This is a genomic window from Vannielia litorea (genome assembly GCF_900142295.1).
GTDB lineage: Bacteria > Pseudomonadota > Alphaproteobacteria > Rhodobacterales > Rhodobacteraceae > Vannielia > Vannielia litorea.
In genome coordinates this window covers 2,376,718-2,402,699 of sequence record NZ_FSRL01000001.1, presented here as the reverse complement: position 1 = coordinate 2,402,699, position 25,982 = coordinate 2,376,718, and the positions used below count along the sequence as shown (strand labels likewise).

The 25,982-nt window shown below is 69.9% G+C and carries 27 protein-coding genes; 7 read left to right on the top strand and 20 right to left on the bottom strand.

What is annotated here, in order from left to right; all coding sequences use genetic code 11:
- Positions 1-37 precede the first annotated feature (37 nt).
- Positions 38-1,258 (top strand): kynureninase, encoded by a 1,221-nt coding sequence (gene kynU / locus BUR94_RS11725; RefSeq protein WP_074256409.1) that lies wholly within the window; start codon positions 38-40, stop codon positions 1,256-1,258.
- A gap of 4 nt (positions 1,259-1,262) precedes the next feature.
- Here the strand turns inward: kynU and BUR94_RS11720 are convergent, their stop codons facing one another.
- From BUR94_RS11720 to hemP, 8 genes are all read right to left on the bottom strand, one after another.
- On the bottom strand, positions 1,263-2,348 hold the full coding sequence (locus BUR94_RS11720) for a DUF1513 domain-containing protein (RefSeq protein WP_074256408.1): 1,086 nt from the start codon (positions 2,346-2,348) through the stop codon (positions 1,263-1,265).
- A 3-nt stretch (positions 2,349-2,351) separates the two neighbouring features.
- Complete coding sequence (locus BUR94_RS11715) at positions 2,352-3,335, bottom strand: imelysin family protein (protein WP_074256407.1); 984 nt, start codon at positions 3,333-3,335, stop codon at positions 2,352-2,354.
- A gap of 34 nt (positions 3,336-3,369) precedes the next feature.
- Positions 3,370-4,881: a di-heme oxidoreductase family protein gene (locus tag BUR94_RS11710; RefSeq protein ID WP_074256406.1), complete on the bottom strand. Its 1,512-nt coding sequence runs from the start codon at positions 4,879-4,881 to the stop codon at positions 3,370-3,372.
- Positions 4,882-5,042: 161 nt separating this feature from the next.
- Entirely contained in the window at positions 5,043-5,528 is a 486-nt protein-coding gene (gene bfr / locus BUR94_RS11705; protein WP_074256405.1) for a bacterioferritin, read from the bottom strand.
- Entirely contained in the window at positions 5,525-5,773 is a 249-nt protein-coding gene (locus BUR94_RS11700) for a (2Fe-2S)-binding protein (protein WP_074256404.1), read from the bottom strand. Before BUR94_RS11700 ends, bfr begins: the two co-directional genes overlap by 4 nt.
- Positions 5,774-5,840: 67 nt before the next feature.
- Positions 5,841-7,097, bottom strand: coding sequence for an imelysin family protein (locus tag BUR94_RS11695; protein ID WP_074256403.1), 1,257 nt, complete (start codon positions 7,095-7,097; stop codon positions 5,841-5,843).
- A 32-nt stretch (positions 7,098-7,129) separates the two neighbouring features.
- Positions 7,130-7,582, bottom strand: a complete 453-nt coding sequence (locus tag BUR94_RS11690; protein ID WP_074256402.1) for a hypothetical protein — start codon at positions 7,580-7,582, stop codon at positions 7,130-7,132.
- Positions 7,579-7,731, bottom strand: a complete 153-nt coding sequence (gene hemP / locus BUR94_RS11685) for a hemin uptake protein HemP (RefSeq protein ID WP_074256401.1) — start codon at positions 7,729-7,731, stop codon at positions 7,579-7,581. Before hemP ends, BUR94_RS11690 begins: the two co-directional genes overlap by 4 nt.
- A gap of 314 nt (positions 7,732-8,045) precedes the next feature.
- On the opposite strand from hemP, the gene BUR94_RS11680 reads away from it, so the two are divergent.
- The 4 genes from BUR94_RS11680 to BUR94_RS11665 are packed head-to-tail and all read left to right on the top strand — an operon-like array spanning position 8,046 to position 10,602.
- The gene (locus BUR94_RS11680) at positions 8,046-8,753 is read left to right on the top strand and encodes an energy-coupling factor ABC transporter ATP-binding protein (RefSeq protein WP_074256400.1); all 708 of its coding nucleotides are present in this window, start codon (positions 8,046-8,048) and stop codon (positions 8,751-8,753) included.
- Positions 8,728-9,345, top strand: a complete 618-nt coding sequence (locus tag BUR94_RS11675; protein WP_074256399.1) for a CbiQ family ECF transporter T component — start codon at positions 8,728-8,730, stop codon at positions 9,343-9,345. The genes BUR94_RS11680 and BUR94_RS11675 overlap by 26 nt, the downstream gene beginning before the upstream one ends.
- Positions 9,342-9,902 carry a biotin transporter BioY gene (locus tag BUR94_RS11670; protein ID WP_074256398.1) on the top strand — a complete coding sequence of 187 codons (561 nt, stop codon included), beginning with the start codon at positions 9,342-9,344 and terminating at the stop codon, positions 9,900-9,902. The genes BUR94_RS11675 and BUR94_RS11670 overlap by 4 nt, the downstream gene beginning before the upstream one ends.
- A 4-nt stretch (positions 9,903-9,906) precedes the next feature.
- Positions 9,907-10,602, top strand: coding sequence for a nitroreductase (locus BUR94_RS11665; RefSeq protein WP_074256397.1), 696 nt, complete (start codon positions 9,907-9,909; stop codon positions 10,600-10,602).
- Positions 10,603-10,719: 117 nt separating this feature from the next.
- Here BUR94_RS11665 and msrB read toward each other — a convergent pair whose 3' ends face one another.
- The 6 genes from msrB to BUR94_RS11635 all read right to left on the bottom strand — a co-directional run bounded on the left by msrB (position 10,720) and on the right by BUR94_RS11635 (position 14,546).
- Positions 10,720-11,199 carry a peptide-methionine (R)-S-oxide reductase MsrB gene (gene msrB, locus BUR94_RS11660; protein ID WP_074256396.1) on the bottom strand — a complete coding sequence of 160 codons (480 nt, stop codon included), beginning with the start codon at positions 11,197-11,199 and terminating at the stop codon, positions 10,720-10,722.
- 108 nt (positions 11,200-11,307) lie between these two features.
- Entirely contained in the window at positions 11,308-11,856 is a 549-nt protein-coding gene (locus BUR94_RS11655; RefSeq protein ID WP_074256395.1) for a fasciclin domain-containing protein, read from the bottom strand.
- A 142-nt stretch (positions 11,857-11,998) separates the two neighbouring features.
- Positions 11,999-12,673, bottom strand: coding sequence for an anti-sigma factor (locus BUR94_RS11650; protein WP_074256394.1), 675 nt, complete (start codon positions 12,671-12,673; stop codon positions 11,999-12,001).
- Positions 12,670-13,212 carry a sigma-70 family RNA polymerase sigma factor gene (locus tag BUR94_RS11645; RefSeq protein ID WP_074256393.1) on the bottom strand — a complete coding sequence of 181 codons (543 nt, stop codon included), beginning with the start codon at positions 13,210-13,212 and terminating at the stop codon, positions 12,670-12,672. The genes BUR94_RS11650 and BUR94_RS11645 overlap by 4 nt, the downstream gene beginning before the upstream one ends.
- 236 nt (positions 13,213-13,448) lie before the next feature.
- Positions 13,449-14,000 carry a thioredoxin family protein gene (locus BUR94_RS11640; RefSeq protein ID WP_074256392.1) on the bottom strand — a complete coding sequence of 184 codons (552 nt, stop codon included), beginning with the start codon at positions 13,998-14,000 and terminating at the stop codon, positions 13,449-13,451.
- Positions 14,001-14,075: 75 nt separating this feature from the next.
- Positions 14,076-14,546 (bottom strand): Lrp/AsnC family transcriptional regulator, encoded by a 471-nt coding sequence (locus tag BUR94_RS11635; protein WP_074256391.1) that lies wholly within the window; start codon positions 14,544-14,546, stop codon positions 14,076-14,078.
- A 75-nt stretch (positions 14,547-14,621) separates the two neighbouring features.
- On the opposite strand from BUR94_RS11635, the gene BUR94_RS11630 reads away from it, so the two are divergent.
- A complete protein-coding gene (locus tag BUR94_RS11630; RefSeq protein ID WP_084193009.1) occupies positions 14,622-17,891 on the top strand; it encodes an L-glutamate gamma-semialdehyde dehydrogenase in 3,270 nt (1,089 codons plus the stop codon).
- 41 nt (positions 17,892-17,932) lie between these two features.
- On the opposite strand, the gene BUR94_RS11625 is transcribed toward BUR94_RS11630, so the two are convergent.
- The 4 genes from BUR94_RS11625 to BUR94_RS11610 form a co-directional block, all read right to left on the bottom strand.
- Entirely contained in the window at positions 17,933-19,225 is a 1,293-nt protein-coding gene (locus BUR94_RS11625; protein ID WP_074256390.1) for a TRAP transporter large permease, read from the bottom strand.
- Positions 19,226-19,288: 63 nt separating this feature from the next.
- Positions 19,289-19,810, bottom strand: coding sequence for a TRAP transporter small permease (locus tag BUR94_RS11620; RefSeq protein WP_074256389.1), 522 nt, complete (start codon positions 19,808-19,810; stop codon positions 19,289-19,291).
- A 57-nt stretch (positions 19,811-19,867) separates the two neighbouring features.
- On the bottom strand, positions 19,868-20,878 hold the full coding sequence (locus BUR94_RS11615) for a TRAP transporter substrate-binding protein (protein ID WP_074256388.1): 1,011 nt from the start codon (positions 20,876-20,878) through the stop codon (positions 19,868-19,870).
- A gap of 355 nt (positions 20,879-21,233) precedes the next feature.
- On the bottom strand, positions 21,234-22,223 hold the full coding sequence (locus tag BUR94_RS11610) for an AraC family transcriptional regulator (RefSeq protein WP_074256387.1): 990 nt from the start codon (positions 22,221-22,223) through the stop codon (positions 21,234-21,236).
- 64 nt (positions 22,224-22,287) lie between these two features.
- Here BUR94_RS11610 and BUR94_RS11605 point away from each other — a divergent pair, with 64 nt between their 5' ends.
- The gene (locus BUR94_RS11605; protein ID WP_074256386.1) at positions 22,288-22,656 is read left to right on the top strand and encodes a DsrE family protein; all 369 of its coding nucleotides are present in this window, start codon (positions 22,288-22,290) and stop codon (positions 22,654-22,656) included.
- A gap of 227 nt (positions 22,657-22,883) precedes the next feature.
- On the opposite strand, the gene BUR94_RS11600 is transcribed toward BUR94_RS11605, so the two are convergent.
- Both BUR94_RS11600 and BUR94_RS11595 read right to left on the bottom strand, forming a co-directional pair.
- Positions 22,884-24,920, bottom strand: coding sequence for an NADH:flavin oxidoreductase (locus tag BUR94_RS11600; RefSeq protein WP_074256385.1), 2,037 nt, complete (start codon positions 24,918-24,920; stop codon positions 22,884-22,886).
- A gap of 167 nt (positions 24,921-25,087) precedes the next feature.
- On the bottom strand, positions 25,088-25,945 hold the full coding sequence (locus BUR94_RS11595) for a MurR/RpiR family transcriptional regulator (protein ID WP_245794448.1): 858 nt from the start codon (positions 25,943-25,945) through the stop codon (positions 25,088-25,090).
- Between the last annotated feature and the right edge of the window lie 37 nt (positions 25,946-25,982).

Below are 25,982 nucleotides of genomic sequence, written 5' to 3'. Positions count from 1 at the left end.
TCTGGCGCGGGCCCCGCGCCCGTGCGAGATTGCGCCCATGGACCTGATTGCCGACGCCCGTGCCCGCGATGCCGATGACCCGCTTGCCCCGAGGCGGGCGCGCTACCTGATCCCGGAAGGGGTGATCTACCTCGATGGCAACTCGCTCGGCCCCGCCAGCCACGCAGCCCTGGCGGCGCTCGAGGTGGCGGCGCGCCAGGAATGGGCCGAGGGGCTGATCCGCTCGTGGAACGCGGCGGGGTGGTTCGAGATGCCGCTGGCGCTGGGCGACCGGATCGGGCGGCTGGTGGGCGCGGGTGCGGGCAGCGTGGCCTGCTGCGACACGATCTCGGTGAACCTCTACAAGGTGCTGCACGCCTGCCTTGCCCTGCGCCCCGACCGGCGCGTGATCCTGGCGGAGGCGACGAGCTTTCCCACCGATCTCTACATCGCCGAGGGGGTCTGCGCGGCGGCGGGGGCGCGGCTGGTGCTGGCGGAGGGGCCGGTGGAGGCCGCACTCACGGATGAGGTTGCGGCGATGCTGGTCAACCACGTCGACTACCGCAGCGGGGCGCTGCGCGACATGGCGGGGCTGAGCGCGGCGGCGCAGGCGGCGGGCGCGCTGGCGGTCTGGGACCTGTCGCATTCGGCGGGGGCGCTGGAGGTGGCGCTGGACCGCGACGGCGCCGATTTTGCCGTGGGCTGCACCTACAAGTATCTCAACGGCGGGCCGGGCGCGCCGGGCTTCGTCTACGCGGCCGCGCGCCACCATGGCAGCATCCGCCAGCCGGTGAGCGGCTGGTGGGGCCACGCGCGGCCCTTCGCCTTCGAGCCGGGCTATGCGGCCGCGGAGGGGGTGAAGGCCTTTCTCGCCGGCACGCAGCCGGTGCTCTCGATGCGCACGCTGGCGGGCGCGCTGGAGGATTGGGAGGGGGTCGGGATGGCGGAGGTGCGGGCCAAGAGCCGCGCGATGACCGAGGCCTTCATCGGCTGGGTCGAAGCCGTCTGCCCGGAGCTGGAGCTGGGCTCGCCGCGCGAGGCCGCGGCGCGGGGCAGCCAGGTGTCGTTCCGCCACGCGAACGGCTACGAGATCATGCAGGCGCTGATCGCGCGGGGCGTGATCGGGGATTTCCGCGCGCCGGACGTGCTGCGCTTCGGCTTTGCGCCGCTCTACCTGAGCTTCGAAGAGGTGGCGCGGGCGGTGCTGGCGCTGCGCGAGGTGCTGGCGAGCGGCGAATGGCGCGAGGCGCGGTTTGCCGAGCGCGGCGCGGTGACCTGAGGCTTCAGGCCGGGCGCACCGGAACGAGGTGATTGTCCCAGGCGGCCTCGTGGCGGGCCAGCGGCGTGGCGCTGCCGTCGGTCGCCAGCGCGAAGAGGCCGCCCATCCCGTCGGAGGCGAGAAAGCCCGCGCCCAGGGGCGCCAGCCCGCAGATGTCGGGGCGGCGCCAGTGGGCCGTGAGCGTGGCGGTTTCGGCATCGAAGAGCTGCACCTCGCCGCCGCGGGGCGAGGTGATGGCCAGCGCCTGTCCGTCACCCGAAAAGGCGACCGAGCCGGCGTAGCCGCGCATCGCCAGTGCGCGGGCGGGCGGGGGCTCGCAGAGCCGCAAGGGTGCGCCGGCCTGCCAGAGGCCCAGCAGCGGCACCGCCTCGGAGGGGTCGCCCTGCCACTGCATGGCGAAGCCCGCGCGCCCGTCCGGGCGCAGGGCGAGGTGGCGAATGGAGTTGGGCCAGAGGGCCTCGGGCAGTTCGGCCAGCTCCCTCACGCCCCGGTCGGGCGTGACCACGGCGAGGTTGGGGCGCATGGTGTCGAGGTTCAGCACCTCGCGGCTGCCCTCTTCGGTGCGCAGCCCGCCGTTGGCGACGAGCAGGCTGCGGTCATCGGGCAGGGTGAGTAACTCGTGCGGGCCGATGCCGCCCGAGGGCAGCTCGCCGATGCGCGTGTAGCCCTCGTCGGGTGCCCAGAGGCCGATGACGCCCGCGCCGGTGGCGAAGTCGTTCTCGGAGGTCGCTAGCACGGTGCCGCCTTCCAGAAAGGCGCCGTGACCCTGGAAGTGCCGCCCTTCGGGCGCGTCGAGCCGGGCGGTCTGGCGGCCGGAGGCGCAGTCGATCACCACGGCAAAGCGGCCGGGGCGGCGGGCGAAGGCCACCGCCTCGGGGCGTGTGGGGTGGGCTGCGGCGGCATGGCCACGGTCGGGCAGGGGCAGGCGGAAGCGCAGGGCGCCTGCGGCGGAGAGGCCGCAGAGGGTGAAGGCGCCGGAGGGCGCGCGGGCCGCCGCGAGAAAGGCGGGCGCGCCGGCGTCGGCCCAGGAGGCGCGGGGCAGGGCGGCGGCGGCGGCGAGGCTGGCGAGGAAGGCGCGGCGCGGGATCATCGGTCAGTCGCCATCGAGCGCGTTGAAGCCCTGGCCCACGTCGAGATGCGCGCCCAGCTCGGCGGCGGCGGTCTCTTTCAGCGCGGAGAGGTAGGAGGCGAGGCTCTCGATCCCCATGCGGGCGGTGGGCTCGGAAACGCCTGCAAGGCGGGGCTCGTCGAGGCCCGCGAGCCAGGCCTGGGTGCTTTCGAAGAGCTTTCGGGTCTCGGGTGCCGCGCCGTCGGCCAGCAGGGCGGCGAACTCCTCCAGCGCCGCCAGCGAGAGCGCGAGGTTGCGCTGGCTGCGGCCCGAGCGCCAGGCCTCGGCGAGGGTGGGGCGGGGCTTGTCGAAGCTGCCCAAGGGGCGGGCGAGGCGGGCGTCGTCGTTGTATTCGATCCCTGCGATGAGGGCGGTGAAGAGCGCCTGCGCCGCCTCGGCCGGGGCGAGGTAGGTGGCGTTGCCGGGCGCGCCGGCGCTGCGCAGGGCCTCGGCGGTGGCGGGCCAGTCGGCGGCGAGGGTGGCGGCCTTGGTGGCGATGTCATGGGCAATGGCGCGGGTCAGGGCGCAGGCGTAGGTCTCGGCGGGGTAGGCCGATAAAGCCTCGTCGTAGAGCATGCGCTCCAGCGCCATGAAGCCCTGCACGGCGACGGATTGCCCTGCAAAGCCCTCGCGCGTGACGGTCTCGGGCGCCTCGGACTTCAGAGCCATCGCGAGCTGGCGGGCGGTGAAGCCCTTGGTATCGGGCCAGAACTGCAGCGCGAGGGGGCCGCCGATCTCTTGCAGGGGGCCGAGCGCGAGGTGCTGAACGCCGATCCAGGCATCGAAGGCGGCGTGGTAGGACGGCTTGAGGCCGTCTGCCGTGCAATCTGCCTGTGCGGCGGCATCGAGCGCGGCGGCGGCCTCGGCGAAGGCGGCATGGCGCGGGAGGATGTGGCCGTCGATAGCCTCGGGCACGCCCGCGTGGAGCGGGGCGGCGAGGAGGGCGAGGGCGGCGGCGAGCTGGCGCATGATGTCCTTTCGGGGGGAGGGCAGAGTGCCCACCCTACAGGCTTTCGAGATAGGTTATCAGGGCGGCGCGGTCTGCCGGGGCCATCTCCACCACGGCGTCGCGCTGGGCTTGGGCCTCGCCGCCGTGCCAGAGGATCGCCTCCAGCAGGGAGCGGGCGCGGCCATCGTGGAGAAAGAGGGTGTGGCCGGAGACCTGGCTTGTCAGGCCGATGCCCCAGAGCGGCGCGGTGCGCCATTCGGTGCCGGTGGCGCGGGCCTCGGGGCGGTGATCGGCCAGACCTTCGCCCATGTCGTGCAGCAGGAAGTCGGAATAGGGCCAGATCAGCTGAAAGCTCTGCTCGGGCTGCCCGTCGAGCCGGTGGGTGACGAACTTGGGGGTGTGGCAGGCGGTGCAGCCGGTTTCGTAGAACACCGCCTTGCCGCGCAGCACCTGCGGGTCATCGACGGCGGCACGGGCCGGGACGGCGAGGTTGCGGGAGTAGAAGGTGACGAGGTCGAGCCCGTCGGCGCCGATCTCGAAGCCGCGGGCGTCCTGGTCGCCGTGAGGGGCCTGCTGGCAGGCGGCCTGTGCGAGGGCGCAATCTCCGAAGCCGTCGGGGTGGAGCGGCGAGGAGATGCCGATGTCGCCGGCGAAGGCGGCGGCGGATTGCTCCTTGATGGTGGGCATCCCGGCCTTGAGGCCGAAGCGGCCGAGCATGGGTTTGTCGAACTCGAGCGACCAGACGATGTTGGCGCGGCCGGAGATGCCGTCGTTGTTTGCATCGTTTTCGTCGGCGTTTGCGAGGATATCGGCCGCCGGGATCGCCTCGATCAGGCCGAGGCCGATCATCTGGGGGGCGACGCGGGGCGAGAGCATGGCCTGCGGGTGGAGCGGGCCCCAGCCGAGGTTTTCGGCTGTGTAGGTGGGCGCGCGGAGGCTGGCCGTTTCGCCGCCCGAAAGCGGCACATGGATCTCCTCGTAGGTGATGCCGAGGCGGTACTCGGCGGGGATGCCGGGCAGCGAGTGGTCCTGCATCTGGCCGCCGTAGGTGGGTTCGGGGAGGGTGGCGATGTAATCGGCGATCTCCTCGATCCCGTCCTCGGGGGTGCCGGGGATGGAGACGCGCAGGAACATGGTGGTGCCATCATCCTCGCCCGGCACCGGCGGGTGGCCGCGCCCGTCCTTGAGGTGGCAGCGCTGGCAGGAACGGGCGTTGTAGAGCGGGCCGAGGCCGTCGGAGGCGAGGGTGGAGGACGGCGAGGAGACCCAGAGCTTGCGGAACAGGCCGTTGCCCAGCTTGAAGTCGAGCTCGCGGGCGAAGTCGATGTTGCCGGAGGGCTGGGAGAAGGCATCGGCATTGCCGCGCCGCCGGACGGTGGCCGCGCCGCCGGCGTTCTGCTCGAAGGCCTCGGGGGCGGAGAACTCGGTGGCGGGGGCAGTGACGGCGGCGATGCGGGCGGCTTCCTCGGGGGTGCGTGGCACCACGGGAAGATGGTCGTCGGTGAGGGTCTGGGCGGCGAGGGGCGCGGCGAGGAGGGCGAGGAGGGAGGCGAGGCGGAGGGGCATGGGGCGCGGTGCGTTCGGTTGCTGCGGGGGTCTTGGAAGATACGCGCGGGGGCGACGGATTATTCGGGTGCGGTTTTGCGGGTGTCACCCTCGGGCTTGACCCGAGGGTCTCTTGGCGGGGAGGTCCTCGGGTCAAGCCCGAGGATGACTGTTCCTCTGCCCTACTCGGCGTCCTTGGCCGGGCCGGCGTTGAGCTGGGCGTAGTTCTGCTCGCCGACGCGGTCGTGCAGGTCGAGCTGGGTTTCGAGGAAGTCGATGTGGCCTTCCTCGTCGGCCATCAGCTCCTCGAAGAGGTTCTTCGACACGTAATCGCCGACGCTCTCGCAGTGGTCGCGGGCCTCCTTGTAGAGCGTGCGGGCCTCGTGCTCGGCGGCCAGATCGGCCTCGAGCATCTCGCGGGGGGTCTCGCCGATGCGCAGCGGGTCGAGCTTTTGCAGGTTGGGGTGGCCCTCGAGAAAGAGGATGCGGGTGATCAGCTTGTCGGCGTGGTGCATCTCCTCGATGCTCTCTTCGCGCGACTTGGCGGCGAGGCCGGGCAGGCCCATGTCATCCTGCATCCGGTAGTGGAGCCAGTATTGGTTGACCGCTGTCAGTTCGGAACGGAGTGCTGCGTTCAGGTACTCGATGACCTTTGCGTCGCCTTTCATGCGGTGTGTTCTTTCCTCTGGGGTCGCTGCCTGAGGCCGATCAGTTCGGCGGGGACGGCGAGGTTGGTGTTGGCGCGCATGGTCGACAGGAAGAGCGGCATGCAGCCGCCGCAGTCGGCACGCTTGCCGAGCGCGTGGTAGACACGGCCCGGCGTGATCATAGTGGCAGGATCGGAGGCACGCATCCAGTCGATAGCGGCGTGGATGTCGCGGTCGGTGATGTGCTGGCAGGAGCAGACGATCATGCTTGGCGGGCCTCCGGCGGGCAGGGAGCGGGGGACGCGCGCGAGCGCCCCCCGTCGTGGTGGATGGTTACTGGAAGACGGCGTCGGGCTGATCGAGGCTGTCGGAGCCTTCCACGGCGATGCCGTCGAGCCCCAGCGCGGTGACGGCGCGCTCGATGGAGCGGGTCTGGGCGACGAGCGCATCGACCGCGCCCATCACCAGGGCCTCGCCCTCGGCGTTGCCGGCGGCGAGCATCTGGTCGTAGCTGTAGCCCGCCTCGGCGGCGGTCTTGATCTGGCCCAGCTCGCGCATGGTATGGGCCAGCGCGGCGGTCAGCTCTGCGTCAAGCGACGGATCGGCGGCGGCCACGAGGGAGGCCAGGCTCTCGCCCGAGACCACCGATCCGTCGACCCGCTGGTACTCGCCCAGGTAGACGTTCTGGATGCCCAGGCCGTCGTAGTAATGCGAGTTGTGGGTGTTGTCGGAGAAGCAGTCGTGCTCCTCTTCGGGATCGTGCAGCATGACGCCGAGCTTCATCCGCTCGCCGGCCTGCTCGCCGTAGGAGAGCGAGCCCATGCCGGTGAGAATGGCTGTGAGGCCCGCCGTCTCGTCCGCCGTCACGGCGGCGCGGCCTTCGCCGCCCTCGGCCCATTGCGCGGCCATGAACTCAAGGTCGGAGATCAGCAGGTCGGTCGCGGCCTTGAGGTAGGCGGCGCGGCGGTCGCAGTTGCCGCCGGTGCAGGCCTCGCCGCTGGCGTAATCGGTGAAGGGACGGTTGCCCGCGCCATGCTCGGTGCCGTTGAGGTCTTGCCCCCAGAGCAGGAACTCGATGGCGTGGTAGCCGGTGGCCACGTTGGCCTCGATCTCGTCGGCCTCGTGGAGGGTGTCGGAGAGGAGCGCCGGGGTGATCTCGCTCGCGTCGATCTCCTCGCCGGAGATGGTGAGGGTGGGGTTTGCGACCACGTTGAGGCCTGCCAGCGGGTTTTCATCCGTCGCGCCGCCGGCATCGACGTAGTCGATCAGGCCTTCATCCAGCGGCCAGGCGTTGACCTTGCCTTCCCAGTCGTCGACCACGGCGTTGCCGAAGCGGAAGACCTCGGTTTGCTGGTAGGGCACGCGCGCGGCGAGCCAGGCGTGCCTGGCGGCTTCCAGGGTCACGTCCGACGGATCGGCGATGAGCGCCTCGACGGCGGAGCGCAGGGTTTGCGCGGTGGCGAGGCTGTCCTCGTAGCCGGCCTGGGCGATGTCGGCGTAGGTGGCGAGCACCTCGGCGGGGCCGGCGAGCGCCGGGAGGGGCGCCAGGGTGGCCGTGGCGAGGAGCGTGGCTTTGAGCTTGGAAATCATTGGTCTTTGCTGTCCTGTTTTCTGGGTGTCGTTCAGTGGAGAGGCCGGGGGGCGGAGAGCATCCCGGCCATGTGGGTGAGGGCCAGACCGGCGCGGGCGGCGGCGCCGAGCAGCCCGAGCGGCGGGCGCCCGGAGAAGAGGTGCAGGGCAAAGCCCATCGCGGCCTCCTCGTCGCCTGCGGCGGCGGCGGAGAGCAGCTGGGCGAAGGCGCTCTCGTCGCCGCCGTAGCAGGTGCAGCCGGGCGCGTGGTGCGGGAAGGTGCGGGGCCGCTCCGAGAGCGCGCGGGCCAGGCGGGTGAAGGCGGCATGGGCCTCGGCCCCGTCCTGCGGGCCGAGCAACAGGGCGAAATCCTCGGCCACCGCCGCGCCGCCGCCCGAGAGCGCCATGCGCAGGTAGGTGACGGCGGCGCGCTCGGCGGGGGTCAGCTCCGAGACCCGGCCCACGGGTGCGGCCCCGCGCGGGGTGGGGAGGACGGCGTGCTTCACTTGGTGAGGATCAGCTTGCCGGCGCGGGTGATCCGCAGGAAATACGTCTGCCCGTCGAGATCGATCATCGCCTGGATGCCGCCCTGGGTGAGGGTGCGGGCGTCGTGCAGGGGCAGGGAGGTGGCGGGCGCGGTCACATGCGCGTTCATGCCCGCGCCTCCCCGACGATGCGGCAAAAAAGCCGGGCTTCGCCGGCACCGTAGTGGCGGTAGAAGAAACTCTGGAGAAGGGATGAATACGGGTCACTCGGGGTCGCGTTTCTCATGGGTCCACCTGTTCGCTGGGGTCTCCGGTTTTCGACGTGTCCGGGCTGGCCCTTGGGTGGGGTGGCTGGGAGTCGGGGCAATTCTTAGTGAAATGCTTGGGTAAGTCAATTCCGATTGTTTTGGTGGGTTTTGCGGCCGGGCAGGGCCTTACATTGCGGGCCGTTTCGGGCTAGGGCGGGCCGGCAAAAGAGGGTGCGATGGGCGAGATACGGCTTGAAGAAGCGGGCTACGGCGTGGCGGGGCGGGAGATTCTCCAGCTCCTGACGCTGGCGCTGGGCGAGCGCCGGATCGGGATCGTCGGGCGCAACGGCTCGGGCAAGAGCACGCTGGCGCGGCTGCTGGCGGGGCTGATCGCGCCGACGCAGGGCGCGGTGACGGTGGCGGGGGACGACCTTTTTGCGGACCGCAAGGCGGCGCTCGCGCGCGTCGGCATCCTGTTTCAGAACCCCGATCACCAGATCATCTTTCCGACCTGCGGCGAGGAGGTGAGCTTTGGCCTTGCCCAGCAGGGGCGGCGCGAGGCCGAGGCCGCCGCGCGGGCGGCGCTGGAGGGCTTTGGCAAGGGGCATTGGTGGGCGCGGCCGGTCGGCAGCCTCAGCGGCGGGCAGCGGCACCTGCTGTGCCTGATCTCGGTGCTGGCGATGGAACCGGAGTGGCTGATCCTCGACGAGCCCTTCGCGGGGCTCGACATTCCGACCACGCGGGCGCTGCACCGGCGGCTCGATGCGATTGCGCAGCGGGTGGTGATGATCTCGCACGATCCGGCGGCGCTGGAGGGGTTTGACCGGGTGATCTGGCTCGAGCGCGGCGCGGTGGAGGCCGACGGGCCTGCGAGCGTGGTGCTGGCGCGGTTCAGGGCGGCGATGGAGGGGGCGGGCGATGATCTCACTGACCTCGCCGGTTGAGACGGTGTATCACCGCTGTCCTGCGGGGCTGAAGCTGGGGCTGCTCTGCCTGGCGACAACCGGGCTGTTCCTGCTCGCTTCGCTCGCGGGGCAGCTCGCTTCGCTCGCCGGCGTCGCTGCGCTTTATGCCCTGCCGGGCGCGCGCTTCGCGCGGGCGGGCCTTGCTGCGCTTCGGCCGGTGGCGCTCTTCGCGGCGCTCATCGCGGTCTGGCACATCGCGGTGGGGACGCTGGAAGAGGGCGCGGTGATCGTGCTGAGGCTGGTGAGCGCGGTGGCGCTGGCCAACCTTGTCACCATGACGACACGGTTGGCCGACATGCTCGCGGTGCTGCACGGGCTGACCGCGCCGCTGCGGTGGGTCGGGCTGCGCACCAGGCCGCTGGAGCTTGCCATCTCGCTGGTGATCCGGTTTATCCCGGTGCTGAGCGAGAAGGGCGCGGCGCTGGCCGAAAGCTACAGGGCGCGCAGCGGGCGCCGCCGGGCAGGTTGGCGGATCGCCGCGCCGCTGGCGGGGCTGGCGCTGGACGATGCGGAACGGGTGGCCGAGGCGCTGAGGGCGCGCGGCGGATTGAGCGAAGGGGCTGAAAGATGAAGCGGATATCGGAGCGGGACGTGGTGATGATCGCGCTGTTTGCGGCGCTGATCGCGGTGCTGGGGCTGATCCCCAAGCTGACGCTGGCCTCGGGCATCCCGATCACGGCGCAGACGCTGGGCATCATGCTGTGCGGCACGGTGCTTGGGGCCTGGCGCGGCGCGGCGGCGGCGGCGCTCTTCTGCCTGCTGGTGCTGCTCGGCCTGCCGCTCCTGGCGGGCGGCCGGGGCGGGCTCGGCGTGCTGATGACGCCCTGGGCGGGGTTCTTCGTGGGCTTTCCCATCGCGGCCTTCGTGACCGGCCTGGTGATGGAACGGCTGCGCGCCGCCCCGGTGGCGGTGGGCGCGGCGGCGGGCTCGGTGCTGGGCGGGATCGTGGCGCTCTACGTGGTGGCGCTCGCGTGGTACATGCTGGTCAAGCCGGCGGGGCTCGGCGAGGCGGTGACGGTGGCGGCGCTGCCCTTCATCCCCGGCGATCTCATCAAGGCAGTGCTGGCGGCGCTGGTCACCCAGGCGCTGGCCAGGGCGCGGCCGGGCGCGCTGCCCAGCCGGGGCTGAGCCGGTGGACGCAGGCCCCCGCACCCGCGAGCTGACCGTCAGCGAGGCGCTGGCGCAGCGGCGCTCGGTGCGGGGCTTTCTGCCCGACCCGGTGGCGCGCAGCACGGTGGAGGCGATCCTCACCGATGCCCGGCGCGCGCCCTCGGGCGCCAACCTGCAGCCCGGACGGTTCATCGCGCTGACCGGCACGCCCCTGGCCGCGCTCTCGGGCGCCCTGGCCGAGGCGATTGCCGAGGGGCGGCCGCAGGTGGCGGAATATTCCTACTTTCCCAAGCACATGCCGCCGGAGTTGAAGGCGCGGCAGCGGGCGGCGGGCTATGCGCTCTACGAGGCGCTGGGCATCGAGAGGCGCGACCTCGACGGGCGGCGGCGGCAGTTCGACCGCAACTACCGCTTCTTCGATGCGCCGGTGGGGGTGATCGTGACCATCGACCGGGGCATGGGCAAGGGCTGCTTCATGGATCTCGGCATGGCGATCATGGCGCTGCTGGCCTCGGCGGAGGCGCGGGGGCTGGCGACCTGCGGGCTGGGGGCGATTGCCCATCACGGCGACGTGGTGCACGAGGCGCTGGGGCTGCCGGAGGGGGAGCTGGTGGTTTGCGGGATTGCGCTTGGCCGGGCCGACCCGGCACATCCGGCCAACGCGGTGCGTACGGCGCGGGAGCCGCTGGAGGTTTTCACCGAGTTGCGGGGGTTCTGAGCGGCCGGTCGGGTTCAGCGGCCCCGTGGCCTCTGCCTGAAGGGGCCCGCCCCGGCGCGGGATGGTGCGCGGGGCGGGCGGTCGGCCCGCACGGAGACACGGGCCGAGGGGGGATTCTCAGGCCGGGAGAAACGTGAGGCTCACCCCGTTGAGGCAGTGGCGCTTGCCGGTGGGCGCGGGGCCGTCATCGAAGATGTGGCCCAGGTGCGAGCCGCAGCGGCGACAGTGGCACTCGGTGCGGACCGAAAACAGCTTGCGGTCTTCCTTGGTGCCGATGGCATCGGGCAGGGACTGCCAGAACGAGGGCCAGCCGGTGCCGCTGTCATACTTCGTTTCGGAGGAATAGAGCGGCAGGTCGCATCCCTTGCAGGCGTAGGTGCCAGGGCGCTTCTCGTCGTTGAGCGGCGAGGTTCCGGCACGTTCGGTCGCCTCCTCGCGCATCACGGCATATTCGGTCTCGGTCAGCATGGCGCGCCACTCGGCCTCGCTTCGCGTGACCTCGAAGCTGCCCTCGGTCGCAGCAAGGAGGCGCGGGCTGAGCAGCAGCCCCACGGGGAGGGCGGCAGAGGCGGCGGAGAGAAAGTCGCGGCGGTTCATCGGGCTGTCCTTTCGGCGGGGAGGAGGGCGGTGCCCCCCCGGTGATGGGTAGAGGGGAGGCACCTGGCCGCGGCCGGGGGCTTGGGCCCCCCGGCTGCGGATCGTGGCTTACATCTTCGGCAGGAGCACGGTGTCGACCACGTGGATCACGCCGTTCGACTGCTTCACGTCGGCGATGGTCACGGTCGAGATGTTGCCCATCTCGTCTTCGATCTGGATGTCGGTGCCGGTCTGGCGGGCGGTGAACACGCAGCCACCAACTGTCTGGATCTCGTGGGCGCCGTTGTCATCCATGATCATCTGGCTAATGGCGGCCGACATCGCATCGGCGGCAACCACGTGGCAGGTGAGGATCTTGGTCAGCTGATCCTTGTTCTCGGGCATCAGCAGGGTCTCGACGGTGCCGGCGGGCAGCTTCTCGAAGGCGGCGTTGGTCGGCGCGAAGACGGTGAAGGGGCCTTCGCCGGAGAGGGTCTCGACCAGGCCGGCGGCCTGCACGGCGGCGACCAGCGTGGTGTGGTCGGCGGAGTTGACGGCGTTTTCGACGATGTTCTTGTCTTCGAACATCGGCGCGCCGCCGACTTCGGGGTTGGCGGCGAAGGCGGCACCGGCGAAGAGGGCGGCGGCGGCGGTGAGCGAAAGCGTCTTGGTCAGCATGGGTAATCCTCTCTGTGTGGTCCCGGACCGTTTCGGCCGGGGTATGCAGAGAGCTACGGAGCAGCCGGGCATTTGGTTTCACACGAAACCGTGAGCTGCAGCTAAAGTATTGAAAACGATGTAAAGATCGGCGTCAGAATTTTCAGAGCAGCTCGATGGGCGCGGCGGCCAGGACGTCACCGGTGGGGGCGCCGGTGGGAGAGCCGCCGGGGGGTTCGTCGGAGATGGCCAGGGTGCCGCCGGCAAAGCGCGCGCGGAGCGCCTCGGGCACGGGGATGCGCACGTCGGTCTCTTCGGGGAGCACGCCCAGAGAGACCGGCGCCGGCGCGCCTTCGGCGATCAGCCAGAGCTCCAGCACGCGGCCTGCGCGGGGGCCGCCCGCCTCGCGCACCAGGTGCAGCTCGCCCTCGGCGGAAAGCCCGGCCAGCACCACCAGCGAGCCGTCCTCGGCGGCGATGCGCGCCTGTTGCACCGGCTCCACCGGGCCGGGCGGGATGACGAAGAACACCGCCAGCGCCAGCAGCGCGGCCACCAGGCCGCCGGTGAGCCAGCCCCAGAACGGCACGGCGCTGCGCAGCGGCGTGTCGCCATGGGCGGCGGCCTCGATCCGGGCCCAGAGGGCGGCGGGCGGGGCCTCGGAGATCTCGTCGGCGAGGCTTGCGAGCCCCTCCTGCCACTCGGTGACAAGGCGGCGCAGCGCGGGTTCGGCGGCCAGCCGCGCCTCGAAGGCGGCGACCTCCTCGGCCCCGAGCAGACGCAGGACGTATTCGCCCGCCAGGGCGATGTCGTCTTCGTCGTATGGGGCCGCTTCGGTCATCGCTCGAGGCACTCTTTCAGTTTCATCAGGCTGCGCCGCAGCCAGGTTCGCATCGTGTTGAGCGGCACGCCGTAGCGGCCTGCCAGCTCGTCGTAGGTGGCGCCTTCAAGATAGGCGCCGCGCACGGCGCCGGCCCGATCCGGCTCCAGCTCGCCGAGGCAGGCGCCGATCCGGGCCGCCTCGCCCGCGGCCACCGCCGATTGCTCGGGCGTCGGGCCGGAGGCCACCAGCTCGGGCGCATCCGACAGCTCGTCGGCGGCGGGGGCCCTGGCGCGCAGGCGGTCGATCGCCAGGTTGCGGGTGACGGTCGACAGCCAGGCCATCGGCGAGGGTCCGCCCGCAACGTAGCTCTCGGCCTTGCGCCAGATCCGCAGGTAGACTTCCTGCAGGGCATCCTCGGCTTCGGAGCGCTCCCTGAGGATACGGAGGCAGATGCCAAAAAGTTTCGAGGAGGTCGCCTGGTAGAGCTCGGCAAAGGCGGCGCGGTCGCCCAGACCGCAGCGCGCAATCATCCCCTCGATCTCTTCCGGCGTTACCATGGGGACGACCGTATCAACCTCGTTCCACAATAGCGAGACGTCCGCAGCCCTTGCCGGCTGCGGACGCCTCTACCCTTCACACTCATACAGCAACCCGGGGCCGCGCCTCCCAGCAAGGCGCTGCGCGACCGGCTTGCAGGAGAGGACACGCGGGCGCCGCGGCAGAAGTTTCACGCGGTGCGGAATTTTCTCGCAAGCCGTTCATCTTGCTGCGGAATTCCCGATGTGGGCGGGCATCAGGCGGCCCGCCACTTGATCGAGCAGCCCATCGACGGCACCTGCTCCTCCGGGCCCTTGCCGGTGGCCGCGACCTGCATCATCGCCTCGACCAGCTCGCGGGGGGCGTCGGCGGGGGCCGCGTTCTTGCCGAAGGCGTCGAGCCGGCCGCGGTATTGCAGCTCTCCGGCGGCGTTGTAGCCGAAGAAGTTGGGGGTGCAGACGGCACCATAGGCGCGGGCGACCTGCTGGCTCTCGTCGTGCAGGTAGGGGAAGGGAAAGGCCTTTTGCTCGGCCCAGGCCTTCATGTTCTCGAAGCTGTCGGCGGGATGGCTCTCGGCGTCGTTGGCGCAGATCGCGGCCACGCCAATGCCGGCGGTCTGGAGCGTTTGCGCATCCGTGATGAGCCGGTCGATGATGCCCTTCACATAGGGGCAGTGGTTGCAGATGAACATGATCAGCGTGCCCTTCTCGCCCGACACATCGGCGAGGCTCCAGCTGCGGCCATCGGTGCCGGGGAGGGTGAAATCGGGGGCGGGGGTGCCGAAGTCGCAGGCGGGGGGCTGGGGCATATGGGTCTCCTCTCGAGTCAGGGAGAGGCTAGGGCAATTGCGGCCCGTGTCGAGGGGCGGAAATGGGCCGGGCGGTCAGCCGTCCTTCACCACCTCGAGGGCCACGAAGGAGGAGGTGGAGGCGACGTGGGGCAGTTCGGAGAGCTTTTCGCCCATCACCTCGCGGTAGCTCGCCACGTCGCGGGTGCGGACCTTCAGCAGGTAGTCGAAGCCGGAGGCGATCATGTGGCATTCCTCCACTTCCGGCAGGGTCGCCACGGCCTTGTTGAAGGCCTTCAGCGCCTTCTCGCGGGTGTCGGTGAGCCGGACCTGCACGAAGGTGACGCAGCCGAGCCCGAGCTTGGGCCAGCTCACGGTGGCGTGGTAGCCGGTGATGAGCCCGGCCTCCTCGAGCCGGCGGACACGGGCAAGGACCGGAGTCTTGGAGAGGCCGACGCGGCGGGCGAGCTCGGTCATGCTGAGGCGGGCATCGCCGCTCAGTTCGCGGATGATTGATTCGTCCAGCGCATCGAGGTCTATGGTGGCGTTTCGTCCAAATTTCTGCATCGCTTTGATCCGAGCGGGCTGTTGTGCCCGTGAGAATAGACACATCGTCTGAAGGAAAGAAGCGATACTCGCGCCATGTGCACCCATCCCACGCCCCCCGCCACCTCCGCCGCCCTCGGGCAGATCGACGCGCTGAAGCGCCAGCCGGAGGCTGCGCTCGTGGAACGGCTGATCGCCGAGGCGGCGCTAGACGGGCCGGCGCGGGCGGAGATTTCGGCGCAAGGGGCTGCGCTGGTGCGGCGCATACGTGCCGATGCGCGGCCCGGGCTGATGGAGGTGTTTCTCGCCGAATACGGGCTTTCCACCGACGAGGGCGTGGCGCTGATGTGCCTTGCCGAGGCGCTGCTCCGGGTGCCGGATTCGCAGACCATCGACGACCTGATCGAAGACAAGATCGCGCCCTCGGACTGGGGCCGCCACATCGGCAAGAGCGCCTCGCCGCTGGTCAATGCCTCCACCTGGGGGCTGTTCCTGACCGGCAAGGTGCTCGACGAGCGGCCCGGCATGGCGACCCGGCTGCGCGGCGCGGTCAAGCGGCTGGGCGAGCCGGTGATCCGCGCGGCCGTGGGGCGGGCGATGAAGGAGATGGGCCGGCAGTTCGTGCTGGGCGAGAGCATCGGCGCGGCGATGAAGCGGGCGAGCGGCATGGAGGCCAAGGGCTACACCTACAGCTACGACATGCTGGGCGAGGCGGCGATGACGCGCGCCGATGCGGAAGGCTATGCAAAGGCCTATGGCGACGCGATCGCCGCGATTGCGCAGAACTGTAAGGGCGGGATGGCGGAGAACCCGGGGATCTCGGTGAAGCTCTCGGCCCTGCACCCGCGCTACGAGGTGGCCAAGCAGGAGCGGGTGATGGCCGAGCTGGTGCCGGTGGTCGCGCGGCTGGCGCGGCAGGCGGCGGAGGCGGGCATGAACTTTGCCGTCGATGCCGAGGAGGCCGACCGGCTGGTGCTCTCGCTCAAGGTGATCGAGGCGGTGCTCTCGGACGAGGCGCTGGCGGGATGGGACGGCTTCGGCGTGGTGGTGCAGGCCTATGGACGCCGCTGCGGCGCGGTGCTGGACTGGCTGCACGCGTTGGCGGCGCGGCTCGGTCGCCGGATCACCGTGCGGCTAGTGAAGGGCGCCTATTGGGACAGCGAGATCAAGCATGCGCAGGTGGAGGGGCTGGAGGAGTTTCCGGTGTTCACCGCCAAGCCTGCGACGGACATCAGCTACATCGCCAATGCTCGCAAGCTCCTGGGCATGACCGACCGGATCTATCCGCAGTTCGCCACCCACAACGCGCATACCGTGGCCGCGGTGCTGCACATGGCGCGTGAGCTGCCGCGCTCGGCTTTCGAGTTCCAGCGGCTGCACGGCATGGGTGAGCGGCTGCATGATCTGGTGCTGGCCGACCAGGGCACGCGCTGCCGGATCTACGCGCCGGTGGGCACCCACAAGGACCTGCTGGCCTATCTCGTTCGGCGGCTGCTGGAGAACGGGGCGAACTCCAGCTTCGTGAACCAGATCGTCGACGAGAGCGTGCCGCCGGAGGTGGTGGCGGGCTGCCCCTTCGAGGCCTGGAGCGGGCCGGCGAAAATCGCCAGGGGGCCTCAGGTGTTTTCGGGCCGGGTCAACTCGCGCGGGTTCGACCTGAGCGACGTGAGCGAGCTGGCGCGGATCGGCGCGGCGGTGGCCGAAGCCGAGCCGCGCGGGCCTGTGGCGGATGCAGGGGCCGAGGTGGTTGAGGCGGCGCTGGCGGCAGCGCAGCCGTGGGATGCGCCGGTGGCCGAGCGGGCGGAGGTGCTGCGGCGTGCCTCGGACTTCTATGAGCGCGAATGGGGCGCGCTCTTTGCGGTGCTGATCGCCGAGGCGGGCAAGACCCTGCCCGATGCGGTGGGCGAGCTGCGCGAGGCGGTGGATTTCTTGCGCTACTACGCGGGCGAGGCGGAGGCGGCGCCCGCGCCGTCGCAGGCGCGGGGCGTCTTTGCCTGCATCAGCCCCTGGAACTTTCCGCTGGCGATCTTCACCGGGCAGGTCGCGGCGGCGCTGGCCTGCGGCAACGGCGTGCTGGCCAAGCCCGCCGAGCAGACGCCCCGCATCGCGGCGGCGGCGGTGGCCTTGCTGCACGAGGCGGGGGTGCCGGCCGAGGTGCTGCAGCTGGTGCCCGGCGAGGGTGCCGTGGTCGGCGCGGCGATCACCTCCGACGCCCGGGTGAGCGGCGTGGCCTTCACCGGCTCCACCGCCACGGCCAAGGCGATTGCGCGGGCGATGGCGGGCGGCATGGCCCCCGGCACGCCGCTGATCGCCGAGACCGGCGGGCTGAACGCGATGATCGTGGACAGCACGGCACTGCCGCAGCAGGCGGTGCGCGACGTGGTGGCCTCGGCCTTCCAGTCGGCCGGGCAGCGGTGCTCGGCGCTCCGGTGCCTTTACGTGCAGGAGGACGTGGCGGCGGGGTTCACCCTGATGCTGAAGGGCGCGATGGACGAGTTGTCGGTCGGTGATCCGGGCCTGTTGGAGACGGACGTGGGGCCTGTGATCGACGCGCAGGCGGCCTCGGAAATTCGGGCTTATGTCGAGGCGGCCAGGGCCGAGGGGCGGCTAGTGAAGCAGCTCGACGCGCCGGAGGGCTGCTTCGTGGGGCCGGCGCTGATTTCGGTGAACGGGATTGCCGACCTCGGCGGGCGCGAGGTGTTCGGGCCGGTGCTGCATGTGGCGACCTTCAAGGCCGGGCAGATCGGGCAGGTGGTGCGCGACATCAACGCCACCGGCTACGGGCTGACCTTTGGCCTGCACACCCGGATCGACACGCGGGTGCAGGAGGTGAGTGACGCGGTGGCGGCGGGCAACGTCTATGTGAACCGCAACCAGATCGGCGCAATCGTGGGCAGCCAGCCGTTCGGCGGCGAGGGGCTCTCGGGCACCGGGCCCAAGGCGGGCGGGCCGCATTATTTGCAGCGCTTCCGGCTGGGGCCGGTTGTGGCCCCTGCGGCGATGATCGAGATGGCCGGGCCGACCGGCGAGGCGAACCGGCTACGGCTGGCGCCGCGCGCGGGCGTGGTGTGCTGCGGGCCGGACGAGGGCGCGCAGGTGGCGGCGGTCGAGGCGCTGGGCGGACGGGCCGTGGTGGCCTCGGTCGCGGAGGCCCTGGCGATGGCGGAGCTCTCGGCGGTGCTGTTCTGGGGCGGCGAGGCGGAGGCGCGCGAGATCGCGGTGGCGCTTGCCGAGCGGGAGGGTCCGGTGGTGGCGCTGGTGCGCGGCCTGCCCGACGTGGGGCATGTGATGCACGAGCGCCACCTCTGCGTGGACACCACGGCGGCGGGCGGCAACGCGGCCCTGCTGGCGGAGGTGGCGAAGTAGGGCGCGGCGGCCGGTGGGCAGTTTGCCCACCCTGCGGGCCGTCAGCGCATGGTTTCGGGCAGCCAGAGCACGATAGCGGGAAAGGCGACCAGCAGGGCGAGGCGCACCAGGTCCATCAGCACGAAGGGTGTGACGCCCCGGAAGATCCGGGTCAGCGGCACCTCGCGGGCGATGGAGTTGATGACGAAGACATTCATCCCCACCGGAGGGGTGATGAGGCCCAGCTCCACCGTCATGACGATGATGACGCCGAACCAGATCGGGTCGAACTGCATGGCCGTCACCACCGGGAAGACGATGGGCACCATGAGGATGATCATGGCCATGGCGTCGAGGATGCAGCCGAGCAGGACGAAGGCCAGCAGGATCAGCGCCAGCGTGCCGTAGGTGCCGATGTCGAGGCCCACCAGCCATTCGGTCACCTTCTGGGGCGCGCGGGTGACGGCGAGGAAGTAGCCGAAGAGGATGGCGCCGATCAGGATGGTGTAGATCGCCACCGAGGTGCGCAGCGCCTCGATCAGCGAGGCGAGCAGCGCGCGGGGGCCGAGCTTGCCCCGTGCCATGCCGATGAGCGCGGTCAGCAGGGAGCCCACGGCGGCGGCCTCGGTGGCGGTGGCCACGCCCATGTAGATCGAGCCGATGATGGCGACGAAGAGCAGCAGCACGGCCCAGACGCCCTTGAGCGCGTGCAGCGCTTCGCCGAGGTGGAAGCGCCCGGAGGCGGGCAGGATCCGGCCGTAGGCCAGCCGCACGGTGAGCATGTACATCAGCACGGCCAGAAAGCCCGGCACGATGCCCGCGATGAAGAGCTTGCCCACGTCCTGTTCGGTGATGAAGCCGTAGACGGCGAGCACCACCGAGGGCGGAATGAGGATGCCCAGCGTGCCGCCCGCCGCGATGACGCCGGTGGACACATGGTCGGGATAGTTCTCGCGGCGCATCTCGGGCAGGGCGATCTTGGTCATTGTGGCCGCCGTCGCCACGGAGCTGCCGCAGATGGCGGCAAAACCCGCGCAGGCGCCGATGGTCGACAGCGCCATGCCGCCGCGAAACTGGCCGAGCCACTTCTGCCCGGCGCGGAACAGCTCGGAGCTCATGCCGGAATTGGTGGCCAGCACCCCCATCAGCACGAAGAAGGGGATGAGGGTGAGGTTGAAGTCGGTCACCACGCGGATCGGCGACTGCGCCAGCAGGTTCAGCGCGGGCTTGAGGCCGGTGATCCCGGCAAAGCCGAAGACGCCGACGAGGCCCATGGCCACGCCGATCGGCACCCGCAGGAGGATCATGGCGAAGAGGGCGGCGAAGCCTGCGATGGCGATGAGGTCGGGGGTCATGCGGGTTTCGGGCCTTCGGGATGACAGGTGGGGAGCGGCGGGATGGTGGGCGGATTGCTCACCCTAGGTGTCCTTGGTTTCGGCGCTGTCGAAATGGTCGAGCGAACCCTGGCCGAAGAGGATGATGAGCAGGCGGGCGGTGACGGTGAGGATCGCCACCGCGACCCCGGCCCAGATCAGCGCCATCAGCGGCCAGGCGGGCAGGCGCAGGTCCATCGTGGCCTCGCCGGAGCCGGCCGCCGAGAGCACGCGGCCCAGCAGCTTCCAGGCCAGCAGGACGGTAAAGAACAGCAGCACCGACCAGGCCAGCGCATCGACCAGCCGCCGGACCGGGCGGGGCAGCGCCTCGGCCAGCAGGTCGACCTTGATGTGCGAGCCGCGAAAGCCGACGCAGGCGAAGCCCCACATGATCGCCGCCCCGAGCAGGTAGCGCGACAGGTCGAAAGCATCGGGCAGCGGCCAGGCGAAGAGGTAGCGGCTCACGGCGGAGACCACGACCAGCAGGGTGACGAAGCCCATCATCACGCCGGCCACGATCTCGACCCAGTGAGAGAAGCGCTCTAGGGCGCGTTGCAGGTTGCGCATGGACTGGCTCCGGGGGAAGGGGGCGGCACGGGCCAGGCCGCGCCGCCCGGGGTTGCCTCAGAAGCGGGCGTCGTTCGCGTCGAGCGCGTCGAGGTAGCCCTGGTAGATCGCCTCGGCATCGGCCCCGGCCTCGGATTTCCAGGTGTCGACGAGCGGCGCGGCGGCCTCCTTCCACATCTGGACCTGTTCCTCGGTAGGCACGTTCACCGTGTGGCCCGAGCCCTCGGCCAGCGCCTTGTCGCGGCCCGAGGCCTCGTTCTCGGCCCAGCCCTCGGAGAACTTCTGGCTCCACTCCGGCGTGCAGTGGCTGTCCAAAACCGCCTTCAGGTCGTCGGCCATGCCATTGTAGGTGTCCTTGTTGATCAGCATCAGCTGGGCGGAGACGTAGAAGGGCATGTCGAGGTGCTGCTTCAGCTCGCTGTCGATGCCGAAGATCCAGATCGAGTTCCACGGAAAGGTCATGGCGTCCGCCGCGCCGTTGGCGATGGCCTCGCGGGCCTCGGGCGCGGGCACCTGCACCGGCCCGCCGCCGAGCATGGAGACGAAGCGGGCCATGGTGGCATGGGCCGGGCGCACGTTGAGGCCGCTCACGTCGCCCGGCTCGAGGATCGGCGCCTTGGAGTGGAAGGTGCCCGGATCGTGCGGGTTGGCCATGCAGAACATCACGTCGGACATCTCGGTTTCGGCGAGGGGGGCATACCATTCGTGCATGGCCTTGGCGCCCCGGGGGGCGTTGTCCATGTGGAAGGGGATCTCGATCAGCGAGTAGATCGGAAAGCGCCCGGCCTGGTAGCCGGGATTGGTGTAGGTGATGTCGGCGATGCCGTCGCGGGCCATGTCGTAGTGGTCGGGCGCGGCGCCGAGTTGCTGGGCAGGGAAGATCTGCACGTCGATCCGGCCGCCGGAGGCCTCCTTCAGCGAGGCGATCCAGGGCTCGATGCCCAGCGTCTGAACCGGGTGAGTCGGCGGCAGCCAATGGGCGAGGCGCAGGGTGACCTCCTGCGCGGCGGCGGCTGTGGTGCAGAGGGCAGCGAGCGCCGCTCCTGCGAGCAGGTGTTTGACTTTCATGGGTTTTCTCCTCCCGAAGCGCCGGGGGCTCCTCCCCCTTGGTGGCACATGTGGCGCGGAATCGGTTGCTGTTCCGCTATGGAGGGAGAATTACTTATATCGTATAACTATTCAATGGGGTGAGACGGCGGCGCGGCGAAGCTCAGCTGACAGCACCTTGCTCTTCGGGCGCGCAAGATCGGGTCGCGCGGCGCGGCGACAGACGGTGGGCGAGCGGGCGTTCGGTGGGGGGGGCGAGAAGCTCTGCCATAGGGATGAAGCGGACCTTCGGTGCAGTGTCAGGCCTGGCCGGTCGCCTGCATGTTCGGCATAAGGATATCTTGCCGAAGACCATGACCCGTGGACTGGGCAATTCTCAATGAGAGCGCTCTCGCCACGCATTTGGCGAAGTCTCGAAGCAGTTCTTGAATGCTCGCGAGAAGGCTGCCTCGGTGCCATAGCAAGACGCGGTGGCAATCTCCGTGATGCTCTTTTCGGAACGCCGCAACTCCTGCGAAGCCAGAAACAACCGCCAGTTCCGCAGATATTGCATGGGCGGCATATTGAGCCTTTTCTTGAAGTTGGCCGACAGAGAACTTTTCGACTGACCGGACTCGGACGCGAGTTTGGGCAATGTCCAATTTCTGTTCGGATCGCCGTGAATATGTGCCAGGCACTTCGCAAGACGTTGATCTTGAATGGCCGCCATCCAACCGACGGCCTGTTTTGGCGTATGAACAATCTGCCGCCGCAGGACTTCGAGCAACGCGATCTCTGTCAAGCGTTCCAGGACCTGCGGGCTTCCGATCTGAGGTTGGTCAACCTCTGCTATGATCTGTTCGACAATCGCGGCCAACCAATCCGCGCCATCGCGCGATCGAGTTGGCAGATGGATGAATTCTGGCAGTTGCGATCTGAACGGCGCGAAATCCTTGATGTCGCTGATGACGTAGCCGCACAGGATCCGAACCTGCGTGTCCTCGTTCCCGTAACGCAGGATCGGTATTCTGTCCCAGGGCGCCGGTGGCAGGTCGCCGCCCGGATCGAGAAGCCGACCGTTGTTTCCGACCCCGATCATGTGGGGCGTTCCGAATGGAAACAGAGCTATGTCGCCTTTGGATAGCGTCTCGCGCGTGCCGTCGAAATCCAGCCAGAGCGATCCATCGGCGACGATATGGAAGCCTATGGCCTCTTTCGGCTTGAAGGGCGCGGGAGTCGCGTCTGTGCGCCAGGCTCCGGTTGGAATGAAGCAAAACTGTTTTGAGGTCACGATGCGGGTGTGGCGCAACACCTCCGATACAAGCGCGTGCGTAGCGCTACCCTCGACTCCTGGAATTTTGGCTAAACCTTCTGGAACTCCGGCCATATCCAACCTTCCCGCGGAGCCGCACACTCTCTCCGAACAACAGGGAACCAGGAAGGAGCATACCATGGGCACTCAAACGGACAAACTTGTGATCGTCATAACCAAGGGGATCGACTCGGAGCTGTCTTCGGTCGCACTGACGGTTGCCAACGGCGGGTTGACGTCGGGCCTGAAGGTCAGCCTTTTTCTGACGAGTACAGGTATCGATCTGGTCCGCAAGGGCGGGCAAACCATGACCCAAGTCGCGCCACTGGAGCCACTTGCCGAAATGATCGCGGATTTCCAGAACCGGGGTGGCGTCATCTGGGCCTGTCCACCCTGCGTGAAATCGCGTGGCTATGCTGCCGACGATTTGCTGGACGGCGTCACGATCACCGGCGCTGCGGCCATGCACGAGGCGATCAAGGCAGGAGCGGCAACGCTTTCGTTTTGATGAGAGCTGCCACCTGAACGACTTGGATGCCGCTCGACATTGGCCCCCTGCGCCATGGCCAAGCGCTGCCATGCGCAGGGAGGACCGACCCTGTGCAAGGCCAGATGTCCCTGCGCTGCGCAGCAGCCTGCAATTTGGGGCTCAGGCCGACCTTCGCCGCGCCTTGGCCCAATGATGGCAGGGCCGCGTGCGCGATATCGCCCGCTCCGGGCCCCGCCTTCGGCCCGCTACAGCGCCTTGCAGAGCCTCAGCGCATCATAGATCGCCGCGTGGGTGTTGCGGGAGGCCACGGCGTCGCCGATGCGGAAGAGGCGGAAGGTGCCTTGCGGGTTGGGGGCGAGGGTTTGCGGGGTGCCGTTGCGGAGGGCGGTGTAGTCGACCTCGCCGAGGTTGCGGCTGAGGGGCTTGAGGCCGAAGTAGAGGTCATCGAGCGGGCGGGTGCCGTTGGAGATGACGACCTGGTCGACCTCCCGGGTGGCGGTGCCGCCGTAGTCCGAGCCGATATGGGCGATGAGGCCGTTGCCGGAGCGGGTGAGGCCGTCGAGCCGCCACATCACCGTGCATCGCACGCCGAGGCGCTGGAGGGCCTGCATGGCGGGGGTCAGGGTCATGCCCATGACCTCGGGCGAGAAGGCGCGGTCGCGGGTCATCACCTCGACCTCGCCGCCGTCCTCCGCGATCATCTCGGCGGCCTGCAGCGCGGCGTAGTCGCCGGCCTCGTCGTAGACCAGCACGCGGCGGCCGGGCGTGGCGTCGCCCGAGAGAATATCCCAGGGGGTGACGGCGAGCTCGTTGTTCTCGGGCAGGTAATCCTCCGCCGCGAGGCCGCCCGTGGCGATGATGGCCACGTCCGGGGGCGCGGCGGTGATGTCTTCAGGCTCGATCCAGCTGTTGTAGTGGAGAGTGACGCCGAGGCGGGTGCATTCGGCCAGGCGCCAGTCGATCAGCTGCATCATCTCGGCGCGCCGCGGCGAGCGGGCGGTGAGGCGGACCTGTCCGCCGGGGTGGGGTGCGGCCTCGTGGAGGGTGACGGCGTGGCCGCGCGCGGCGCAGACGCGGGCCGCCTCCAGCCCGCCGGGGCCTGCGCCGACTATGGTGACGGTGAGGGGTTTTGCGGCGGGGGCGATATGGTGCGGCTGCTCCAGCTCGCGGCCTGTGGCGGGGTTGTGCAGGCAGAGCGCCGCGCCGCCCATGTAGATGCGGTCGAGGCAGTAGTTGGCGCCGACGCAGGGGCGGATGCGGCTCTCCTCCCCCGCCACGATCTTGGCGACGATGTCGGGGTCGGCGAGGTGGGCGCGGGTCATGCCGACCATGTCGAGCTTGCCGGAGGCCACCGCGTGGCGGGCGGTGGCGACATCCTGGATCTTGGCGGCGTGAAAGGTGGGGATCTGCGCGGCGGCGCGGATCTGGCCGGCGAAGTCGAGGTGGGGCGCGGAGCGCTGGCCCTGCACCGGGATGACGGTGGTGAGGGCGGCATCGGTGTGGATGTGGCCACGGATGATGTTGAGAAAATCGACCTGGCCGGAGGCCTTGAGGCGGCGGGTGATCTCGATGCCGTCGGCGGCGGTGATCCCGCCGGGGCGGTCCTCGTCGGCGGCGTAGCGGATGCCGACGATGAACGCGGGGCCGGTGCGGGCCCGGATGGCCTCGAGCACGTCAAAGGTGAAGCGCAGGCGGCTGTCGTGGTCCTGCGGGCCGTAGGGGCCCTTGAGGCTGTTGAGGTCGGGCGACCAGAAGGCATCCATCAGGTGGCCGTAGCTCTCCAGCTCGATCCCGTCGAGGCCGGCTGCCTGCATCCGCTCGGCGGCGTCGGCGTAATCGGAGATGATGCGGGCGATGTCCCAGTCCTCGAGCCGCTTGGGGTAGTGCCGGTGGGCGGGCTCGCGGGCGTGAGAGGGGGAGAGGGCGGGGAGCCAGTCGCCCCTGTCCCAGCGGGTGCGGCGGCCGAGATGGGTGAGCTGGATCATCACGGCGGCGCCGTGTTCGTGGCACTCATCGGCCAGCTTGCGCATCCAGGGCACGCAGTCGTCGCGGTAGGCGAGGATGTTGCCGAAGGCGGGCGGGCTGTCGGGCGAGACCACGGCGGAGCCCGCGGTCATGGTCAGGGCAATGCCGCCGCGCGCTCGGGCGACGTGATAGGCGCGGTAGCGGTCCTTGGGCAGCCCGTCCTCGGTATAGGCGGGCTCGTGCGAGGTGATCATCAGCCGGTTCTTCAGCGTGAGGTGCTTGAGCCGGAACGGCTGGAGGAGAGGATCGGTGGCCATGGCCGGAGGGTGGCTTGGGGCGCAGGCGGCTGCAAGGGCGCAGGGCGACGGCGTGGGGCGGGTTTGCGACCCCGGGCCGGGGCGGGCTCATCCGGGGCTTCGGGCCTGTCTTCGCCCTCGCCGCGCACAGCGCGAAGCCGCCTCGCAGGGCGGATGAGCGGGCCGCGTCAGCTGCGGAAGATCTTGCTCGCCCCGATCATGTCTTCCAGCGCCGAGATGCGCTCGGCGGAGGAGGCGGCGGCGCGGGTCTGGACCTCGGCCACCAGCGCCTCGACCAGCAGGTTGACGGCGAGGGTGGAATCCCAGGACGAGGGCACCTCGACCATGGCGCGGAACACATGCGCCGCGTGGCGCTCGATCGGCGAGCCCCAGGCGTCGGTGAAGAGCACAACCTGGGCGCCGGCCGCCACCGCCAGCCCCGCGAGCTTTTCGAGTTCGCGCTCGTAGCGGCGGATGTCGAAGACCACCAGCACCGCCTCGGGCCCCATGTCGAGCAGGGCCTGCGGCCAGACCGAGGGGGAGCTGTCGAGCAGGGTCACGCCGGAGCGGATGATCTGCAGGTGGTTGAAGAAGTAATGCGCGTTCGACCGGGTGATCCGCCCGCCGAGCAGGTGGAGCCTGCGGGAGGGGTCCGACAGCAGGGCGGCGGTGGCATCGAAGGTGGCCAGGTCGAGCCGGTCGAGGGTGCGGTTGATGTTGGCGGCGACGGCCTCGGTGAAGCGGGCCACGATGTGATCGCCCCCCGGCGCGGCGAGGTCGAGCTTGGCCAGCGGGCGCTTCATCCGCGCGGCCACCTCCTCGCGGATGGCGTCTTGCAGGTCGGGGAAGCCGTCGAACCCGAGCTTGCGCGCCAGCCGGATGATCGTGGGGGTCGAGACCTCTGCCGCCTCGGCCAGCCGGGTGATGCTTTGCAGCCCGGCAACGAGGGAATCGTCGAGCAGCACGGCGGAGAGCTTGCGCTCGGCCGCGGTCAGTTCGGCCTGTCTTTCCTTCAGCAGATCGCGGATCAGCGGCGGTCCGTCCAAGGATTGTTCCTTTTCGTACATCCATCAGGCGAATGAA

Bases quoted from the DNA above. Each gene is read 5' to 3' on its own strand.
- kynU (WP_074256409.1), top strand. From the start codon at position 38: ATGGACCTGATTGCCGACGCCCGTGCCCGCGATGCCGATGACCCGCTT.
- BUR94_RS11720 (WP_074256408.1), bottom strand. From the start codon at position 2,348: ATGATCCCGCGCCGCGCCTTCCTCGCCAGCCTCGCCGCCGCCGCCGCC.
- BUR94_RS11715 (WP_074256407.1), bottom strand. From the start codon at position 3,335: ATGCGCCAGCTCGCCGCCGCCCTCGCCCTCCTCGCCGCCCCGCTCCAC.
- BUR94_RS11710 (WP_074256406.1), bottom strand. From the start codon at position 4,881: ATGCCCCTCCGCCTCGCCTCCCTCCTCGCCCTCCTCGCCGCGCCCCTC.
- bfr (WP_074256405.1), bottom strand. From the start codon at position 5,528: ATGAAAGGCGACGCAAAGGTCATCGAGTACCTGAACGCAGCACTCCGT.
- BUR94_RS11700 (WP_074256404.1), bottom strand. From the start codon at position 5,773: ATGATCGTCTGCTCCTGCCAGCACATCACCGACCGCGACATCCACGCC.
- BUR94_RS11695 (WP_074256403.1), bottom strand. From the start codon at position 7,097: ATGATTTCCAAGCTCAAAGCCACGCTCCTCGCCACGGCCACCCTGGCG.
- hemP (WP_074256401.1), bottom strand. From the start codon at position 7,731: ATGAACGCGCATGTGACCGCGCCCGCCACCTCCCTGCCCCTGCACGAC.
- BUR94_RS11680 (WP_074256400.1), top strand. From the start codon at position 8,046: ATGGGCGAGATACGGCTTGAAGAAGCGGGCTACGGCGTGGCGGGGCGG.
- BUR94_RS11675 (WP_074256399.1), top strand. From the start codon at position 8,728: ATGATCTCACTGACCTCGCCGGTTGAGACGGTGTATCACCGCTGTCCT.
- BUR94_RS11670 (WP_074256398.1), top strand. From the start codon at position 9,342: ATGAAGCGGATATCGGAGCGGGACGTGGTGATGATCGCGCTGTTTGCG.
- msrB (WP_074256396.1), bottom strand. From the start codon at position 11,199: ATGAACCGCCGCGACTTTCTCTCCGCCGCCTCTGCCGCCCTCCCCGTG.
- BUR94_RS11655 (WP_074256395.1), bottom strand. From the start codon at position 11,856: ATGCTGACCAAGACGCTTTCGCTCACCGCCGCCGCCGCCCTCTTCGCC.
- BUR94_RS11650 (WP_074256394.1), bottom strand. From the start codon at position 12,673: ATGACCGAAGCGGCCCCATACGACGAAGACGACATCGCCCTGGCGGGC.
- BUR94_RS11645 (WP_074256393.1), bottom strand. From the start codon at position 13,212: ATGGTAACGCCGGAAGAGATCGAGGGGATGATTGCGCGCTGCGGTCTG.
- BUR94_RS11640 (WP_074256392.1), bottom strand. From the start codon at position 14,000: ATGCCCCAGCCCCCCGCCTGCGACTTCGGCACCCCCGCCCCCGATTTC.
- BUR94_RS11635 (WP_074256391.1), bottom strand. From the start codon at position 14,546: ATGCAGAAATTTGGACGAAACGCCACCATAGACCTCGATGCGCTGGAC.
- BUR94_RS11630 (WP_084193009.1), top strand. From the start codon at position 14,622: ATGTGCACCCATCCCACGCCCCCCGCCACCTCCGCCGCCCTCGGGCAG.
- BUR94_RS11625 (WP_074256390.1), bottom strand. From the start codon at position 19,225: ATGACCCCCGACCTCATCGCCATCGCAGGCTTCGCCGCCCTCTTCGCC.
- BUR94_RS11620 (WP_074256389.1), bottom strand. From the start codon at position 19,810: ATGCGCAACCTGCAACGCGCCCTAGAGCGCTTCTCTCACTGGGTCGAG.
- BUR94_RS11615 (WP_074256388.1), bottom strand. From the start codon at position 20,878: ATGAAAGTCAAACACCTGCTCGCAGGAGCGGCGCTCGCTGCCCTCTGC.
- BUR94_RS11610 (WP_074256387.1), bottom strand. From the start codon at position 22,223: ATGGCCGGAGTTCCAGAAGGTTTAGCCAAAATTCCAGGAGTCGAGGGT.
- BUR94_RS11605 (WP_074256386.1), top strand. From the start codon at position 22,288: ATGGGCACTCAAACGGACAAACTTGTGATCGTCATAACCAAGGGGATC.
- BUR94_RS11600 (WP_074256385.1), bottom strand. From the start codon at position 24,920: ATGGCCACCGATCCTCTCCTCCAGCCGTTCCGGCTCAAGCACCTCACG.